This is a genomic window from Thiothrix litoralis, assembly GCF_017901135.1.
Classification (GTDB): Bacteria; Pseudomonadota; Gammaproteobacteria; order Thiotrichales; family Thiotrichaceae; genus Thiothrix; species Thiothrix litoralis.
In genome coordinates this window covers 152704-169965 of record NZ_CP072801.1, presented here as the reverse complement: position 1 = coordinate 169965, position 17262 = coordinate 152704, and the positions used below count along the sequence as shown (strand labels likewise).

Annotated in this window: 14 protein-coding genes; 8 read left to right on the top strand and 6 right to left on the bottom strand. The window is 49.0% G+C overall.

Annotated features, from left to right (window positions below):
* Positions 1-13 precede the first annotated feature (13 nt).
* The 3 genes from J9253_RS00840 to J9253_RS00830 all read right to left on the bottom strand — a co-directional run bounded on the left by J9253_RS00840 (position 14) and on the right by J9253_RS00830 (position 1610).
* Complete coding sequence (locus J9253_RS00840; protein ID WP_210222877.1) at positions 14-799, bottom strand: hypothetical protein; 786 nt, start codon at positions 797-799, stop codon at positions 14-16.
* Positions 800-899: 100 nt separating this feature from the next.
* Positions 900-1226 (bottom strand): hypothetical protein, encoded by a 327-nt coding sequence (locus J9253_RS00835; RefSeq protein WP_210222876.1) that lies wholly within the window; start codon positions 1224-1226, stop codon positions 900-902.
* A 93-nt stretch (positions 1227-1319) separates the two neighbouring features.
* The gene (locus J9253_RS00830; protein WP_210222875.1) at positions 1320-1610 is read right to left on the bottom strand and encodes a hypothetical protein; all 291 of its coding nucleotides are present in this window, start codon (positions 1608-1610) and stop codon (positions 1320-1322) included.
* 699 nt (positions 1611-2309) lie between these two features.
* Here J9253_RS00830 and J9253_RS00825 point away from each other — a divergent pair.
* The 5 genes from J9253_RS00825 to J9253_RS00805 all read left to right on the top strand — a co-directional run bounded on the left by J9253_RS00825 (position 2310) and on the right by J9253_RS00805 (position 9202).
* Positions 2310-3002 (top strand): class I SAM-dependent methyltransferase, encoded by a 693-nt coding sequence (locus J9253_RS00825; protein WP_210222874.1) that lies wholly within the window; start codon positions 2310-2312, stop codon positions 3000-3002.
* A gap of 244 nt (positions 3003-3246) precedes the next feature.
* Complete coding sequence (locus J9253_RS00820) at positions 3247-3999, top strand: WecB/TagA/CpsF family glycosyltransferase (protein ID WP_210222873.1); 753 nt, start codon at positions 3247-3249, stop codon at positions 3997-3999.
* The gene (locus J9253_RS00815) at positions 3996-5225 is read left to right on the top strand and encodes a glycoside hydrolase family 18 protein (RefSeq protein ID WP_210222872.1); all 1230 of its coding nucleotides are present in this window, start codon (positions 3996-3998) and stop codon (positions 5223-5225) included. The genes J9253_RS00820 and J9253_RS00815 overlap by 4 nt, the downstream gene beginning before the upstream one ends.
* A gap of 123 nt (positions 5226-5348) precedes the next feature.
* A complete protein-coding gene (locus J9253_RS00810) occupies positions 5349-6929 on the top strand; it encodes a sulfatase-like hydrolase/transferase (protein ID WP_210222871.1) in 1581 nt (526 codons plus the stop codon).
* Between the two features lie 224 nt (positions 6930-7153).
* Positions 7154-9202: a hypothetical protein gene (locus tag J9253_RS00805; RefSeq protein WP_210222870.1), complete on the top strand. Its 2049-nt coding sequence runs from the start codon at positions 7154-7156 to the stop codon at positions 9200-9202.
* Between the two features lie 9 nt (positions 9203-9211).
* On the opposite strand, the gene ntrC is transcribed toward J9253_RS00805, so the two are convergent.
* Together ntrC and glnL are read right to left on the bottom strand one after the other, a co-directional pair.
* Complete coding sequence (ntrC, locus tag J9253_RS00800) at positions 9212-10630, bottom strand: nitrogen regulation protein NR(I) (RefSeq protein WP_210222869.1); 1419 nt, start codon at positions 10628-10630, stop codon at positions 9212-9214.
* Positions 10617-11672, bottom strand: a complete 1056-nt coding sequence (glnL, locus tag J9253_RS00795) for a nitrogen regulation protein NR(II) (protein WP_228291459.1) — start codon at positions 11670-11672, stop codon at positions 10617-10619. Before glnL ends, ntrC begins: the two co-directional genes overlap by 14 nt.
* 416 nt (positions 11673-12088) lie before the next feature.
* Between glnL and J9253_RS00790 the strand changes: the two genes are divergently transcribed.
* Positions 12089-12343: a DUF4212 domain-containing protein gene (locus J9253_RS00790; RefSeq protein WP_210222867.1), complete on the top strand. Its 255-nt coding sequence runs from the start codon at positions 12089-12091 to the stop codon at positions 12341-12343.
* A 14-nt stretch (positions 12344-12357) separates the two neighbouring features.
* Positions 12358-14286: a sodium:solute symporter family protein gene (locus tag J9253_RS00785; RefSeq protein WP_210222866.1), complete on the top strand. Its 1929-nt coding sequence runs from the start codon at positions 12358-12360 to the stop codon at positions 14284-14286.
* A gap of 68 nt (positions 14287-14354) precedes the next feature.
* Here J9253_RS00785 and nhaD read toward each other — a convergent pair whose 3' ends face one another.
* Positions 14355-15764 (bottom strand): sodium:proton antiporter NhaD, encoded by a 1410-nt coding sequence (nhaD, locus tag J9253_RS00780; RefSeq protein WP_210224488.1) that lies wholly within the window; start codon positions 15762-15764, stop codon positions 14355-14357.
* Between the two features lie 145 nt (positions 15765-15909).
* On the opposite strand from nhaD, the gene J9253_RS00775 reads away from it, so the two are divergent.
* Positions 15910-17259 carry a dicarboxylate/amino acid:cation symporter gene (locus J9253_RS00775; protein ID WP_210222865.1) on the top strand — a complete coding sequence of 450 codons (1350 nt, stop codon included), beginning with the start codon at positions 15910-15912 and terminating at the stop codon, positions 17257-17259.
* Positions 17260-17262: the final 3 nt, after the last annotated feature.

Sequence of the window (17262 nt, the reverse complement as noted above, 5' to 3'; positions counted from 1 at the left end):
ATACCTGCACACACTATTTCAAGCATTGCTCATAAGACACGCGAGTCAGCTTACCCACGATCTCAACCGCCGCCAGCTCCACCAGTGAGCGTACCGCCTGTGCCTGCCCCTCATTACGGTTCAGGTTAATATCGAAATAGACACCGAACTTGCTAATGCTGGCATCCGCATCCAGTGAGTCGCCTCTCTGAAAGATGGCTACCGAGTTTTTCGATGAAACACCTGGTACGACACTCATATCGGCTGTCTTCACGACATTTAAATCCAGCGCAACAACACTTAAGGAAGAACCCCGAGCAGCACCAAAACCGCCATCACGACGTGCAAATAAACCGACACTTGCATCGGCACTTATCACACCTTTATCGAATTGACTAATAGATCCTTGAATATCATACAGTGGCACTGATTCATAAACTTTATTATTGTTCGCCGCCTTTAAAAAAGAAATAAGATTACCCGAATCTTTCCCGTACAAAATGAGTTTAATACCATGACTCTTAAATGTCATTTCGGAAACGGCAGAAATCAGCATGTCCCTAACACCCATTTTAATGGCATCAGTCTTATCTTCAACATCCTCAATCATCACAGGAATGTTACTGACATTCTTTGACAGCATTAAGTCATCCATACAACGCAGTGAAGCCGAAAAGTCAGTAATACTTTTATAGGGCGCACCACGTGGCCCTTGTTTTATTTCTGCGAACTCACTTTCCAGTTTTGAATCCAGACTCACACAGCCATTCAAAATGAATGAAGCAATAATACTTAAAGCAAAGCGCTTTGTTTTGTTCATAATAGGCCATTGCACTCCAGAATTTTTTATTTTTTGAAAATAAGAATCCACTCCCCCAGCCTAAAGGGAGAGATTGTAATAACTCAGATAGACTATCTGGTTAACGACAGTTATTAGACTGCATAATATCACCCTGTACAAATACAGTAATATCGTTTGGCACGCCTGTGGTACCATCTAGCACGACATTACCCACATTGAGATTACAACCATCAGTACCCAGCGCACCTACCGCAAAGGGGTCAATATCCGTGCCTGAACTTCGGTAATCTACTTGATAAGCCCTTAATTTTGCGCGATTTTTTGCAAATTTTGATGACATATCCATCATGGAAGGGGGGGCGCTACTGTCAGGCAGCGCTGATGCTTGGCTAGCGAGCATCGCTAACACTGAAAACAATGTGAGCTGTATGGAAAAATATTTCATGGCACATCCCTCTCTAATAAAAAAACCTGTTTTTATATTATACTGTCTTACTAAAATGCCCCTGTCAAAAGACAGAGGCACAACACTTAAGCGTTATTTAGCATTGGTCGTATCACAATCACAAATAGTTGCAATAGTTGCTGACTGAGTGCCATTTTGCCCTTTTTGTTTCTGATAGATTTTGGAATTATGGACATAGATTTTTGCCCGACCATCAAATTGATCATTAACGTGTGAAATGACGGCACGTTGTGTCAAATCAGTACCATCTTGTGCCTGGTAAATTTCAACATCATGTACCAGCATATCAATATCAACTTCGGTAGCAAATGCGGAAGCACTGGCAAAAACCAACATAGCGGAAAGTGTTGCAATCCTTTTCATAACTTAAATACTCCTAATATTTCACTTATCGACACTCATCCCCCGCTGGGGACTAAATAAGCATAGGCTATCTTCTGTAATATTCAAGCCACAATTGTCTTTTTTTAGACACAAAATTTTAAATGGCAATTGTTTGTTTTTTATATGACTATTCGCAAAAAATCATAAAAAAATATTATATTACATTTTAAAAAAACAACTACCATTAAAAAATAGGATAGTCTAATTTTTTAACAAGAATTAAACACCATCTATAAATATGGATTTTTGGAATTCCCATGGAACTTCACATAAATCAAGTAAATCGACAGGATTCGCTTACAAAGTAAAAAACATCAACAAATTGATTAATAAATAATTAATCAGATGCTGTAATTATGATCAACACTCTCCCTACGGGAATTTCCAAAAATTCATAAATATGAAAAATATTGCATAGTCTCAGCCTATTTGATAAATTCTCATGCCATCAATGATAAGAAAAATTATTTAATATATGTAAAAAATAACAACAAATATCAACATAAAAAGTATTTTTATGATTATACTTCAGCAGTGAGGTTATTATCTTTTTAAGTAACTGAGCGGACGTTTTCGTACATTACCTTAAGCTAACCTTTTGAATTAAAAGCCATTAAATTCACGGAAGCTTATGTTCATGTACTTATTAGAAAAATCAACTGATTAGCGAGTGTTATCATGAAAAAAGCTATTGAAGGCGTATTACGATTCGTTGATATGGCTATTTTTTTTGCTGTTTATCCAGCCGCTTATTTTTTAAAAACAATCAGAAAAGCAGGTGATGCTGAATTCCTATACAACCTGATCCGCCTGAAAAAGCCCGCCAGAATTTTTGAGATCGGTAGCGGCAATTCCACCCTCATGGCAATCCAAGCCATCAAAAAGAATCAAGAGGAAGACCCGACTTACCATTGCAAGCACCTCTGCGTCGAACCTTACGAAATGCCGTGGCTGGACAAAACTGGCGTCACCGTCGTCAGACAACGGGTAGAAAAACTGGGCAAAACCCTGTTCCAGCAGTTGGAGGCAGGTGATCTGCTATTCATTGACTCCTCCCACATGATCCGTCCGCAAGGTGATGTGCTGTTTGAATACCTTGACCTACTACCTTCCCTGAACAATGGCGTCATGGTGCATATCCACGACATTTTTTCACCACGTGACTACCCCAGCGAGTGGATCACGGACGAAGTGCGCCTGTGGAATGAACAATACCTGCTGGAAGCATTCCTTTCCTGCAACCAAAGCTGGAAAGTGCTGGCAGCCGTCAACTACCTGCATCACAACCACTTCAGCAAACTCAAGGAGAAATGCCCATTCCTGAGCGATGTCAACGATCCGGGATCTTTCTACATCCAAAAATTGGCTTAGGCGGAAAATGAAAATGAAATCTTTCTGGTTGCGCCGCTGGGCAACGGCGAGTTTACGCAAATTCGATGCAACTTTTTTCAGCCCACCGCAAGTCAGGATGCCTGCGCCTGAACAAACCCCCGCAAAAAGTGGTTGGGCCATAATGCTGGAATCAGCCAGCCGATGCTGGTCAACATGGCATATATAGCACTAGCTAATGGATAACATCTTCGCCAAAAAAATCTCCTGATGAAAGGAAAATCACATGATACCTGTAAATTTTTGTGGAATTAATTTTTCTTGCCTTGAAAACAAGCAACTCTTCACCGAAGAGGAAGAAACCCGTTTTATTGTCACTGTGAACGCTGAGTTTATCGTCAAGGCCAACCACAACCTGAAGTTTATGAACATAATCAACGCCAACTACGCCACGTTTGATGGTCAAATTCCCTATCTATTTGCCCGTATGCTGAACCGGCGACAACATTTCAGTAAAATCAGTGGTTCTGACCTGATTTACGATGCCTGTGAATACGCCCAACTACACCATAAAAGTCTGTTTCTACTGGGTGGTAACAGCACCTCAAACGCCGTGGCAGTTGCGAATATCAGGAAACAGTACGGCATCCGGGTAGAGGGGTATTCGCCGCTTTATGAAACGTATCCTTTCATCCCTGAGCATGACCAGCTCATCCTCGAAACAATCCGCCAGTTCAAGCCGGATTTTCTGTTTGTCGGCTTTGGTGCTATCAAACAGGAATACTGGATCAATGACCACCTCGACTTTCTGCGGCAACAGCAGGTGCGTTTGGTGGTAGGATGCGGCGGCACATTCGACTTCGTATCCGGGCAGGCCATCCGCGCCCCGCGCTTTGTGCAAAAAGCTGGCCTTGAAGGGGTCTGGCGGTTTCTGACCGAACCGCGCTTATTCCGACTGAAACGACTATTAGAAAGTACCCGTTTTTTCAGCGTACTTTATAATCACCACATCGCCCTAGGCAGGAAACACTGGCTTTGAAACCTCATTTTGACATGCACATCCCACCGCGTCGGCTGATCATCATGCTCGCTGTCCTACTCGCCGTCTTGCTGATCCTCGGCTTATGGTATGCGAACACCCGACGCCACCCGACAGAAGCACCACACTACAACGCCCACCCGTGGGTAACGGGCTACCTGCCCGCCTATCACCACAATGGGCGGGAAATCGCCTTTATGGATGAAGCCGATTACACCATGCTGACCCACATCACCCACGCTTCCGCCACCCCCAGCGCGGATGGCTCGCTGGATGTGAATACCAACAGCTACCAACCCGACAGCCGCCGCCTTGCGGTAAAACTTGCCCACGAACACCAACGCCCTATCCTGCTGGTGATTACCGGGCAACACGAACAGTTCAGCCCCGCCATCAGCCCGCGTGTGCAACAAACCTTTATCCGCAATATCCTGCAAATGCTGGATGCAGACGGCTATGACGGCGTAGACATCGACATGGAACCCGTCACGCTGGATGAAAACCAAGATAACCCCGACTTCACCGCGTTTATCACCGAGCTGCACAAAGCCTTGCAAACCCGCACCAGCGCCTTGCTGGGACGCCCACCGCTGCTGACCACGGCCATTAGCAGCCGCGACCGCTACATCATGGCGTCCCTCGCCGACAAGTTCGACCAGATCAACCTGATGAGCTACGACATGGCACAACCTTATGAAGGCTGGATTCCGTGGTTCGACAGCGCCCTGCACAATGCTGGGCTGGTGTTCCCCGGTTACAGCCACCAAGTGCCTTCGGTTGAAAATTGGGTAAACGATTTTCTGGCAGCAGGCGTACCGCGCCGTAAACTGGGCATCGGCATCAGCTTTGACGTGGCTTGTTGGCAAGGCGGCGAAACCGCCAGTGGGCAAGGCGTCACCCGCCCGCGCGAATCCTGGCTCAAGCCACCGCAGTATTTCAAACGTAGCTTTGCGGACATGCATCAGCAAAACCTCATCCCCACCGATTACCAATGGGATGATGTGGCGCAAATGGCGTGGTTTAGTGTGGATGCGGCTGATCCGGCACAAGACATGTTCTGCAACTTCAATGATGCCCGCGCCATTCAGGCCAAGATCGACTTTGCCCGTCAGCAAGGGCTGGGTGGCGTCATCATCTGGGAACTCGCACTCGACCAGCGCAACGACCAACCCGCCGGTCAACGTCGCCCGCTACGTCAGGCACTGGAAAATGCCCTGCAACAATAAAACCCATGAGCTGCAACTAATATGACAATTTGATGACAAACTGGTTATTCTGCCTCTATCCTTTATCTGCTCGGAATAATCATGTTGTCATTCAGGCGAAGCCTTATTTCCCCCGTAATTGCCATGCCAGCCACCCTGTGCATGGTGTACATACTGTTTGCTGACAGAGGCAATGCGGGAGCGTGGGGTTTCGCTTATAACCGTCTGTACATCATCATCATTTGGGCACTATTGTTCAGTGGTGTGTTGTGGTTATCACGCCGCCCGTGGTCTGCGGCTGGTATTACCTCGGTGATACTCGGCGGGTTGTGGATCGGCGCAGGCATCAAATACCAATTTCTCGGCTCACAACTGCTTGCCCCCGATTTGGTGATTGCTGCCCTGAGCGCCGAAACCTTGCTGGAAATGGGCTTGCTGCCTACCTTGCTGGTCAGCGGCTACTTGCTGTTGCTGATGGTCAGTTTCTGGCTGGAAGCACCGACCACAATGCTGGGGCGCAAGCACTTTGCCTTGGGCTTTGCCAGCAGTGCCACGCTGTTCAGCGTCTTGAATCTGCCCGTGTTTTACGTCGACCTGCAATGGACGGCGCAGTACAAACAAACCTTGCCAGTTTTGGTGCAAAGCATCTGGCGCACCCAACTGGAAGAACCCACCCAACCGCACGAAACCAGCTATTGCTGCTTCAAAGCCGACCAGAAAGCCGAAGCCTTCACCGAAACCCCAGACAAAAAGCCCAATATCATTGTGATTCTGGAAGAATCCACTTTCCAGCCGGAACAAGTGCTGGGTTTCAAGCCGCAAGGTGAGTTCTTTCAGGATGCCTACCCGCTGAAGGTGTATACCGCTGGCGGCTCGACGTGGGTACAGGAAATCGCTTTTCTGCACGGCGTTGCCCCACCGCTGTACGGCAATGGCTGGAAGTCGATCAACCTGTTCGCCCCCGGACGGCTGGATGGCAGAATTGCCCAACAACTGGCACACCAAGGCTACAAAACCAAAACCATTTACCCGATTGCCGGGCGCTTTTATGGCGGGCAACGCTTCCACGAACAACTCGGCATTCAGGACTTCATTGACTGCAAAGCCATGCCAGAATGCAATAAACGCCGTTGGAACAAGCTGCCTGACGAAATCTTTTTCGATGAAGCCCTCAAACAGCTCAAGCTCAACGAGCAACCGTTATTTACCTTCATCGCCACCATGCGCCAGCATTCCCCACATGACAAAGACATGACACCGGATGTCCGTCGCTGTAAACCAAGCTTATCCGCCAAACAATGTTCCATCATGCTGGACTATAACGAACGCCTGAAACTCTCGGTCACAGCCTATGAGAACTTCCTTGCGCAACTCAAGAAGCTGCCAGAACGCACCATTGTCGTCGCCTTTGGCGACCATATCCCCGGCGATGTCGCAGCGTATTTCAAGGAAGCTGATTTTTACAAGCAAGACCGCTTCCGTACCTATTTCAATGCGTGGGACTCAGCACGGGGTTATGTCACCCGCAAAGTGCTCGACGGCATGGCCTTTGAAACCGTCGACATCGCCATGCTGGATGCACTGACCTTGCGTTATGCTGGCTTTGAAAGCCGTTACCTGACCGATAAACTGGTACACATGCAAGCCTGTTCTGGGGCTTTTTGTGGTTTTGAAGACGCTGTACCCAAAAATCAGGCCATGCTTAAACGTCCTTCAACGCCTTAAAATCCCTCACTGTTAGCCCCTGGCAAATATTTTACTCATGTGTTCACAGTCACATTCAATCACCATTTATTTGTTTATATTATACGTTAGCTCAATGAAGCAGGCTCATTACTGATATTTATGAACCATAACGGGCAAGACAGAAAACACCTTATCGAGTAAAGCTATAGACAGGTGACAGTGGGTATCATGCGGTAATCCGCAAATATTATTGGGGACATCAAATGTATTTGTTAAGTACAGTATTCAGGTTTAACCAGAAACTTCGCATCAGCATAAATAAGCAAGTGCGGCGCAATATTATTGCTTTCCCTGCCGTCCTGCTGATCGCCTTCCACCTCTCTGCTTGCGGCGGCGGTGGAGTAACAACGGTGACACCTGACTCCGCTACACCCGCTGTAGAAACCCCTGGAAATACTCAAACAGAAAACACCCAACCTGATAGTGGCAGTAGCGATCCTGCGACCTTGCCCGAAATCCTTATGGATCAGAGCGAACCAGTATCGGGCGCGGTAAAACTTTCACTCAGCAATCATTTTCCGTACCCGTCAGTCTCTTGGTATTCAAACCTTCGCCTGATTGGTGTTGGCACGGATACTACCTGGAAGACTACTGATGAAAAAAATGGCACATACTTGATATTAGCCAAGATCCAGCTAGCGGATGGCACTTACGCAGAAATACGCCGCAATATCACGGTTGCAGATGGCAATTTGACAATCAGTGCGGAGATTAACGGTGTAACAGGAACTATTGGTGTCGGGGTATTCGCAAGTTCAAAATACGGTGTTGCCAAGGTTGAGGCATCGTTTGACGGCAATCCGGCTAGCTCTCTGGCTGAACCCAACGGATGCACAGGGCAGAATTGTTTTCGTGTTTTTGGTGTAAAAAATTCTTTTCGCTTTTATCTGGATGCCATGACCGCCGGTTCCGGCGATCACAGCGTGCTGCTGACCATGACGGATACGGCGGGCAACAGCAAAAGCCTTACCGTCCCCTTTACCATATCCAACCCCCCAATAGTCAATATTTCATCACCTTCAACCGATAACATCTTTGCCAATGGCACACTGCTTATCGCTGGCAATTATACCACTGACAAGAAGGATGTAGTAACGGTCACTGCCAGCCTTGGTGACTACACATTCATGCAAACCAGCGATCAACAATTTGCACAAACGTTGGATCTGAGTGGCATAAAGGTGGGCACTTATAACTTAACAGTACAAGCCAAGGACAGCACCGATGGCGTGACCACTATGTCATACAAAGTGATTGTCACCTCAACCCCCGCCTACCAACCCCTCTTTACTATTGATTCCAACAGCCAGTTACTCGCGGCTGAAGGGGATAACGTATTGTATTCAAGCGCATCTCAGGAATTCCGGGTACGCAATACAACCACTGGTCAAGAAATCATCCTGAACAGTGAGATTTCTCTATACAACTGGCAAATCAGTAATGGCTATATCTATGCTTCTGGTCAGTGTACCGAGGCTGACTACCTCAGTAAATGCATCTACCAGTCGTCACCTGACGGTTCAATGCGTAATCTCTCAAACAGCAACAGTTCTCTCAACTCTTTCAACTTTATAGTACATGGTCATTACGTCATGTGGGGCAACGATAATGGAACGTATACGCTCTATGATACGAATTCACAAACGGATACCCAAGGTATTATGCCTTCCCCTGCCATTAGTGGTGATTACGATTTTAATGTCCAGAATGGAATCGTCAGCATTGTTTATCAGGCACTCACGGAAGGATCAGGCTATGACATATTCTGCTGGACATCTGATACCCAAACATCAACGCGCCTGACAAATGACAACATGGTCAAAAACACGATAAAGACCGACGGGATTCAGGTAGCGTGGAGGCAGTACTCCCCCCAAACACCATCCTCATCCTTGCTGGTACAACCAATTTCCGGTGGTAATGCCACCACACTTTCTTCTGATGTAAAGAACTACGCCCTTGCCGGTAATGGCATCGTGAGTTGGCAGGAAACGGGTATGTTAAAGGTTAAAACCCAAACGGGTATCAGCATACTCGCCAGCAACGACCCGACACTGTATGGAGCAGGTGATGGGCAGGTGATATTTAGTGAAGGTGGCAAAACCTATAGCTGGAATGCCACAACAGGCATATCGACATTACGCCTTGACACCACGCCCACTCAGACCTTTATTACCAATGGCAGCGCGTACTTTGTCATTGGTGATGACTATAGCAGCCGTAAGACAGTCTACCGCGTGAGCCTTGACTGACAGCAGCAGCTACTGATCTTCAACCTCCAACTCCTTGAGTTTGCGGGTCAGGGTATTGCGCCCCCAGCCCAACAAATCGGCGGCTTCGATCTTGCGCCCGCCGGTTTTTTTCAGCGCAGCTTGCAGCAAAATACGCTCGAAAATTGGGTTGAGTTCGGTCAATAGATTGGTAGCGCCTTTGTTGAGCTTGTAATCGGCAAACTGTGCCAGCGCTTTTTCCCAGTTGTCTGGCACTTCGGTTTTAGCCGGGTCACTATCCAGCAATTCGGCGGGCAAATCATCCATGACGATTTCACGCCCGGACGCCATTACCGTCAGCCAGCGGCAGGTGTTTTCCAATTGGCGCACATTCCCAGCCCACGGCAGGGTTTGCAAGTGTTCGGTCACCCGAGCGGAGAGGGCTTTAACTTCCACCTGCAACTCTTCCGCCGCACGGTGCAGAAAGTGGTTGAGCAGCAAGGGAATATCTTCGCGACGTTCGCGTAACGGCGGGTTGTGGATGCGGATGACGTTCAGGCGGTGGAACAAGTCTTCGCGGAATTGCCCTTTATGCACCAGCTCTTCCAAATGTTGATGGGTGGCGGCAATGATACGCACGTCCACTTTCACCGGGGTATGCCCGCCGACACGGTAGAACGTGCCTTCTGCCAAGACCCGCAGCAGCCGGGTTTGCAATTCCGCTGGCATGTCGCCGATTTCATCCAGAAACAGTGCGCCGCCATCCGCTTGCTCGAAACGTCCCTTGCGTTGTGCATACGCCCCCGTGAATGCACCTTTTTCGTGCCCAAACAATTCAGACTCCAGTAATTCACGCGGGATGGCAGCGGTATTCAGCGCAATAAAAGGCTTGGTGGAACGGGGGCTGTGGGTATGCAGCGCCTTGGCGACCAATTCCTTACCCGTGCCGGACTCGCCAGTAATCAGCGCAGTAATGCTGGATTTGGAAAGCCGACCAATCGCGCGGAACACTTCCTGCATTGCTGGGGCATGACCAATAATGTCGCGCCCCCCCAGCAACTCCACTACCGGATCGGCAGGCTTTTCGCCCTCACGCTCACGACGCATCTTACAGGCACGGCGTACCAGTTCCAGCGCTTCGTTGACATCGAAAGGCTTGGGCAGGTATTCAAAAGCGCCGCCCTGATAGGCTGACACCGCACTTTCCAGATCGGAATGTGCTGTCATGATAATCACCGGAATGGTGGGATATTCCCGTTGCATCCGCTCCAGCAGCACCAAGCCATCCGTACCCGGCATTCGGATGTCGGTCATCAACGCATCCGGCTGTTCACTGCGCAAGGCAGCGATCACCTGATCCGCCGTCTCGAAACTGCGGGTGGCGATGTCTGCCTTTTGCAGGGTGCGCTCCAATACCCAACGGATCGAGCGGTCATCATCGGCTACCCAGACATTTTCAGTGTGCGACATGGTCATCCTCCAGCGGGATCAGAATGGAAAAACAGGTGCGCCCAGCAACGGACTCACAATGGATCAGGCCATGATGGCGGCGCACCAGCCGTTGGGCAATCGCCAAGCCCAGACCGCTGCCTTCGGAATGACCACTAACCATCGGCAGGAAAATCTTGTTCAGCAAATGCTCCGGCACACCCGGCCCGTTATCACAGATTTCGACTTTCAAGACATGACGGTAACGGGTTTGATGGATCGTGCACTGCCGCAAGACGCGGGTACGCAATTCGATCATGCCCTTCCCATCCAAAGCACGGGTGGCATTGTTGACGATATTCAACACCACCTGCACCATCTGGTTACGGTCGCCCTGAAACTCCGGCAGGCTGGGGTCGTAATCGCGCGAAAACCGCACATCAGCAGGCACTTCCGCACTGACCAGATGCCTGACATGTTCCAACACTTCATGGATATTCACGCTTTCCGTGAGGGGCAAACGGCTAGGCCCTAGCATCCCATCCACCAGATGTTTAAGGCGGTCGGCTTCGGAAATGATAATCTGGGTGTATTCCTTCAGCTCCGGGTTGTCCAGCTCACTTTCCAGCAATTGTGCCGCACCCCGCAGGCCCCCTAGGGGATTTTTGATTTCGTGGGCAATGCCGCGCACCAATTCATGTACCGCCTGTTGCTGATGAATCACTTGCTCTTCACGCACGATGCGTAATTTACGGTCAACACGATGGACTTCCAACAGCAGGTGATTTTGCCAGTCATTCAGGGCAAGTGGGCTGATCACGCAGTCAATGGTTATTTGCTCACCATGTGCCACTTCAATCACGCACTCACGCAGGGATTGCGGGTCACTCAAACTCAAGGCCAAACCCAAATGTTCCAGCACTTCAGCGCTGCGCAGCAGCAAGGCCACGGGAATTCCCGCCGCACGTTGCTGACTTTGCCCAAACAGCATTTCTGCCGCCTGGTTCAGGTAAATAACGTGCAACCCCGCATCCAGCACCACAATAGAGCCAGTCAGGGTATCCAACAGATCACTTTTATTCACGTTTACCTTATTCATGAATAGAACATTGCAATTTTAATGCCAATTAAATTTATACATTTTTTTCAAAGCCTTATGAAACATGCACTACAATATCACCTTATCACACGACTATAGCGCACCATTATAGTGCAGCTTCTTGCCATGATGGCATCCTGTCACCAAAGTACTTTGTAGCGACACATACAATACCGGTATAATGCGTGGATTTCACCTGCTACACAGTTGCTCTAAAAACCGGGATTGTCGACAATATAAAAGTCAATATGCCTAAAATCCCCTACTAAACCCCTTAAACACTGCACAAGAATCTACAAAATGTTAGGCAATCCATAAAATTCACCGTGCTGGCAATTTACATTCTATTTACATTCAGGCTAAACTCATCGCGTTTGTACAACAACGGAGGAGTCTTAATTATGTTGGATAAATCTGCAAAGGCATATTGGGCAGCGAATGTTCGCCTGCTCACGATCTGCCTTTCTATTTGGTTCATTGTGTCGTTTGGTTTTGGTATTTTGTTGTTAGATCAACTGAATACTATTCACCTCGGCGGTTATAAACTTGGCTTTTGGTTCGCCCAGCAGGGTTCCATCTATGTCTTCATCGGCTTGATCACGTTCTATGCATGGCGCATGGGCAAGATTGACCGTGAATTTGACGTTCACGAATAAGGGGAAAGCATCACATGACTGAACTTCAAATTTGGACTTATACACTAGTCGGCCTCAGCTTCATCCTGTACTTTGGGATTGCTTGGTGGGCGCGTGCTGGCTCTACCAGTGACTTCTACGTAGCGGGTGGCGGCATCGGCCCTATCCAAAACGGTATGGCCACAGCAGCTGACTGGATGTCAGCAGCATCCTTCATCTCCATGGCGGGTATCATCGCCTTTAAAGGTTACGATGCTTCTGCTTACCTGATGGGTTGGACAGGTGGTTACGTACTGATGGCAATGCTGTTAGCACCTTACCTGCGTAAATTCGGTAAATTTACCGTTCCTGAGTTCGTGGGTGATCGCTACTACTCCAAAACTGCGCGTGTCGTAGCAGTTGCTTGTTTGATCGTTATTTCCCTGACTTATGTAATCGGCCAGATGAAAGGCGTCGGCGTTACCTTCTCGCGTTTCCTCGGCGTTAGCATGGAAATGGGTCTGGTTGTTGGTATGATCATCGTCTTCTTCTATGCTGCCTTCGGCGGTATGAAAGGGATCACCTACACACAGATCGCGCAATACGTTGTCTTGATCTTGGCTTACACCGTTCCAGCTATCTTCATTTCCTTCAACTTGACTGGCAACCCTATCCCACAATTGGGCTTAGGCTCTACGATGGCTGACGGCAGTGGCATGTACATGCTCGACAAACTGGATCAGGTGGTCACGGATCTGGGCTTCAAAGCGTACAGTATGCAAAACGACAGCACGATCAACATCTTCATGTTAACCATGACGCTGATGATTGGTACTGCGGGTCTGCCACACGTTATCATCCGTTTCTTCACAGTTGCTACTGTAAAAGATGCACGTTCTTCTGCTGGTTGGGCATTGGTTTTCATCGCACTGCTATACACCACCGCTCCAGCGGTTGGCGCAATGGCTCGCTTGAACTTGATGCAAACCGTTCAAACAGGTGAAGTTGGCTCGGCTGACGGTAACTTGGCATTCGACGCACGTCCAAAATGGATGGCAAACTGGGAAAAAACCGGCTTGATCGCCTTCCAAGACAAAAACGGCGATGGCAAAATCCAGTACTACAACGACGGTGGATTAAGCAAAGCACAAGCTGACTTGGGCGCTGCTGAAAAAGCGTTGAAAGAAGCACAGGACAAGGCTGGTAATACAACCGCAGCGCAAGCTGAAGTTGATAAAGCCAAGACCGCCGCTGATGCAGCCATGACTAAATACATGAGCGACGAGAAGACCAAAAAGTTTGCTGATTTTGGTTGGAAAGGTAACGAAGTCACCAAGGTCGACAACGACATTATGGTACTGGCTAACCCTGAAATCGCTAAACTGCCTAACTGGGTTATCGCGCTGGTTGCGGCCGGTGGTATCGCAGCGGCACTGTCTACAGCAGCAGGCCTGTTGTTGGCAATCGCCTCTTCCGTTTCTCATGACTTGTTGAAAGGCATCATGATGCCTAACATTTCTGAGAAAAACGAACTGATGGCTTCTCGTGTTGCCATTACTATCGCGATCATTGTGGCAGGCTACATGGGTATGAACCCACCAGGCTTTGCGGCAGAAGTCGTGGCCTTGGCGTTTGGTTTAGCGGCATCCTCCATCTTCCCTGTGTTGATGATGGGTATCTTCTCTAAGCGCATGAACACTCAAGGTGCTATCGCAGGTATGTTGGCTGGTATCGGCTTAACACTGCTGTACATTTTCTGGTTCAAAGGCTGGTTCTTCATCAAGGGCACTGAAATGGCACCAAACAAACCAGACAACTGGTTCTTGGGCATTTCTCCTGAAGCGTTTGGTACTGTGGGTGCGATGGCTAACTTCGCTGTTGCCTTCATCGTGGCCAAGTTCACACCAGAACCACCAGAGCATATTCAACACTTGGTTGAAGATGTACGTATCCCGCGCGGTGCGGGTGGTGCAGTCGCTCACTAAACCGACTTTCAACTCGGTTGAAAAAAGGCTCCCTCGGGAGCCTTTTTTTATGGGGAGGATTTCTTCTGTCACATCAATAAAGCATTAATCCACAAATGCGCCCAGATACTCACGATATAGCCCAGTGCCACCGCCCACGTCCATTTGAGGTGTGAGCCAAAGGTGTAGATACCACGCGCCTGCCCCATCAGCGCAACCCCTGCCGCCGAACCAATGGAAAGTAAGGAACCACCCACACCCGCCGTCAATGTCACCAACAACCATTGCCCCTGCGACATTTCCGGGTGCATGGTGATCACTGCAAACATCACCGGAATGTTATCCACAATCGCGGACAGAATGCCGACCATCACGTTTGCCCAGGTTGCGCCCATGCCGGTATAGAGCACTTCTGAAACCATCGCCAGATAACCGAATGCCCCCAACCCCCCCACACACAGGATCACCCCGTAAAAAAACATCAGCGTATCCCACTCGGCACGCTGCAACTGGTTGAAAATATCAAACCGACCAACACTGCTGTCAGTGTTATCATTGCTTGGGTCATTATCGAACATTTTCAAATACCAGCCGTAGACTTTCAGCACGCCCAAACCGGTCATCATCCCCAGTACTGGCGGCAAGTGCAGCGAGTTGTGAAAAACAACCGCCATGGCAATCGTCGCAACGAACAAGCCTAACACCACAAAGCCACCTTTTTTGACCACCACTACGGCATTAATCGCAGCAGGCTTACCCTTCTCAATAAAGAACGACATGATCAAGGCTGGAACAAACCAGTTCAGCACCGAAGGAATAAATAACGCAAAAAAATCAGAAAATTTGATCAGACCGGCTTGCCACACCATCAAGGTCGTAATATCACCAAACGGGCTCCATGCGCCCCCTGCATTGGCCGCCACCACAATATTAATGCAGCCCATCGCCACGAATTTGGGTCTGTCAGCAGCGACTGCCACCAGTACTGCCGCCATCAGCAAAGCGGTGGTCAGATTATCGGCAATCGGGGAAATGAAGAACGCCAACACACCCGTAATCCAGAAAATCCAGTACAGCGAAAAGCCCCGCGACACCAGCCACGAACGCAACGCCGCAAACATATTACGTTCATCCAGCGTATTGATGAACGTCATCGCCGCCAACAGGAACAGCATCAGCTTGCCGTATTCCAGCAAATTGTGATCGAGGATTTCCTCCACCTTGTCGATCTGCCCAATCCCCATATAGGCAATGGCAACCAATACCCAAATTATCCCCGCCGCTACAATGACGGGTTTGGATTTGCGCATGTGGATTTGTTCTTCGCCTATGACCAGAGCGTAGGCAAATACAAACAGGATCAAAGCAGTCAAGCCCAACCCTGTTCCGGTCAGGTGTGCGACCTCTGCCCCCCCTTCACTGGCTAAACTGATCACGGGAAACAAGAATACTGCCAGCCCAATCAGACAGGCACTCCAAACATAGCTTAAGTTTTTCATCATAAAGGATTTTTCGTTGCTAAAAACAAACAGATAGTAACATTTTTGGCCTTATTACGCACCATAATCCGGCCTACACATCCCCCTAACCTAGCCCTATGTGTTAACCTCTGTTATTCCACAACCTGAGGAAACGGGAGCCTAGATGAACATCACCAAACCCAACCTAACACTTCAAGTTATCATTGCCATGCTGGCAGGCATTACCGTTGGCTTATTACTCAATATCAGCGGCCTGAACAGCACGGGCAGCTTTGTTAATGAATACATCGTCAATGGCCTGTTTCAGGGTATCGGCAAACTGTTCATCAATGCCCTTAAAATGTTGGTAGTACCCTTGGTATTATTTTCATTGATCTGCGGCGTGTGTGGCATCGGCAATCTTTCGATCTTAGGAAGGGTTGGCATGAAATCCTTTCTGCTTTACATCCTGACCACTGCCATCGCAGTCGCCACAGCCATACTGTTTGCCACGACTACCGGTATCGGGCAAGGGATGCAAGCCAGCGCAACGGCCAGCTTCAGTGCTAAAGAAGCCCCAGCGTTAATCGACGTACTCACCAACATGATCCCCACCAATCCCTTCGCCGCGATGGCCAACGGTGAAATGCTGCAAGTCATTTTCTTTGCCATCCTGCTGGGTGTCAGCATCCTGATGGTCGGCAGAAAAGCCAAAAGCCTGATTGAAGGCGCTGAGCTTGCCAACGAAGTCATGATGAAAATGGTCTCGATTGTCATGGCTGCCGCCCCCTACGCCGTCTTCGCACTGATAGCCAAGGCCATGGCAGAACTCGGTTTTGATTTACTGAGCGTACTGGCAGGTTATGTACTGGTCTTGATCGCCGCCTTGATGTTCCACCTGTTTGGCACGCTGATGGTGTTATTGAAACTGCTTTCCGGCCTCAGCCCGATGCATTTCATCCGTAAAATGCGCAATGTACAAGTATTTGCCTTTAGTACCTCCAGCTCCAACGCCACCATCCCCGTCACGATACGCACCGTGACGGAACGCCTAGGGGTGAATAATTCTGTCGCCTCATTCACCGTGCCATTTGGCGCCACCATCAATATGGACGGCACCGCCATCATGCAAGGCGTCGCCACCGTTTTCATTGCCAACGTCTACGCCGTGCATCTGGGTCTGACGGATTATCTGGTGGTCATTGCCATGGCAGTCTTGGCCTCCATTGGTACAGCGGGCGTGCCGGGCGTAGGTTTGATCATGCTATCCATGGTATTCGTGCAAGTTGGCTTGCCGGTGGAAGGCATCGGCCTGATCCTCGGGGTTGACCGTTTGCTGGACATGATCCGCACCGCCGTGAATGTTTCCGGCGACTCTATGGTCTCCGTCGTCGTCGCCAAAAGCGAAGGCAAACTCAATGAAACCATTTACAACGACCCAATGGCGGGCGTAACTTCCGATACGATCAAGCTGGATCAGGAGGTAGAAAATGAAATGGCCAATGTCATAGAGACCCTACACGCCCGTAAATAACGG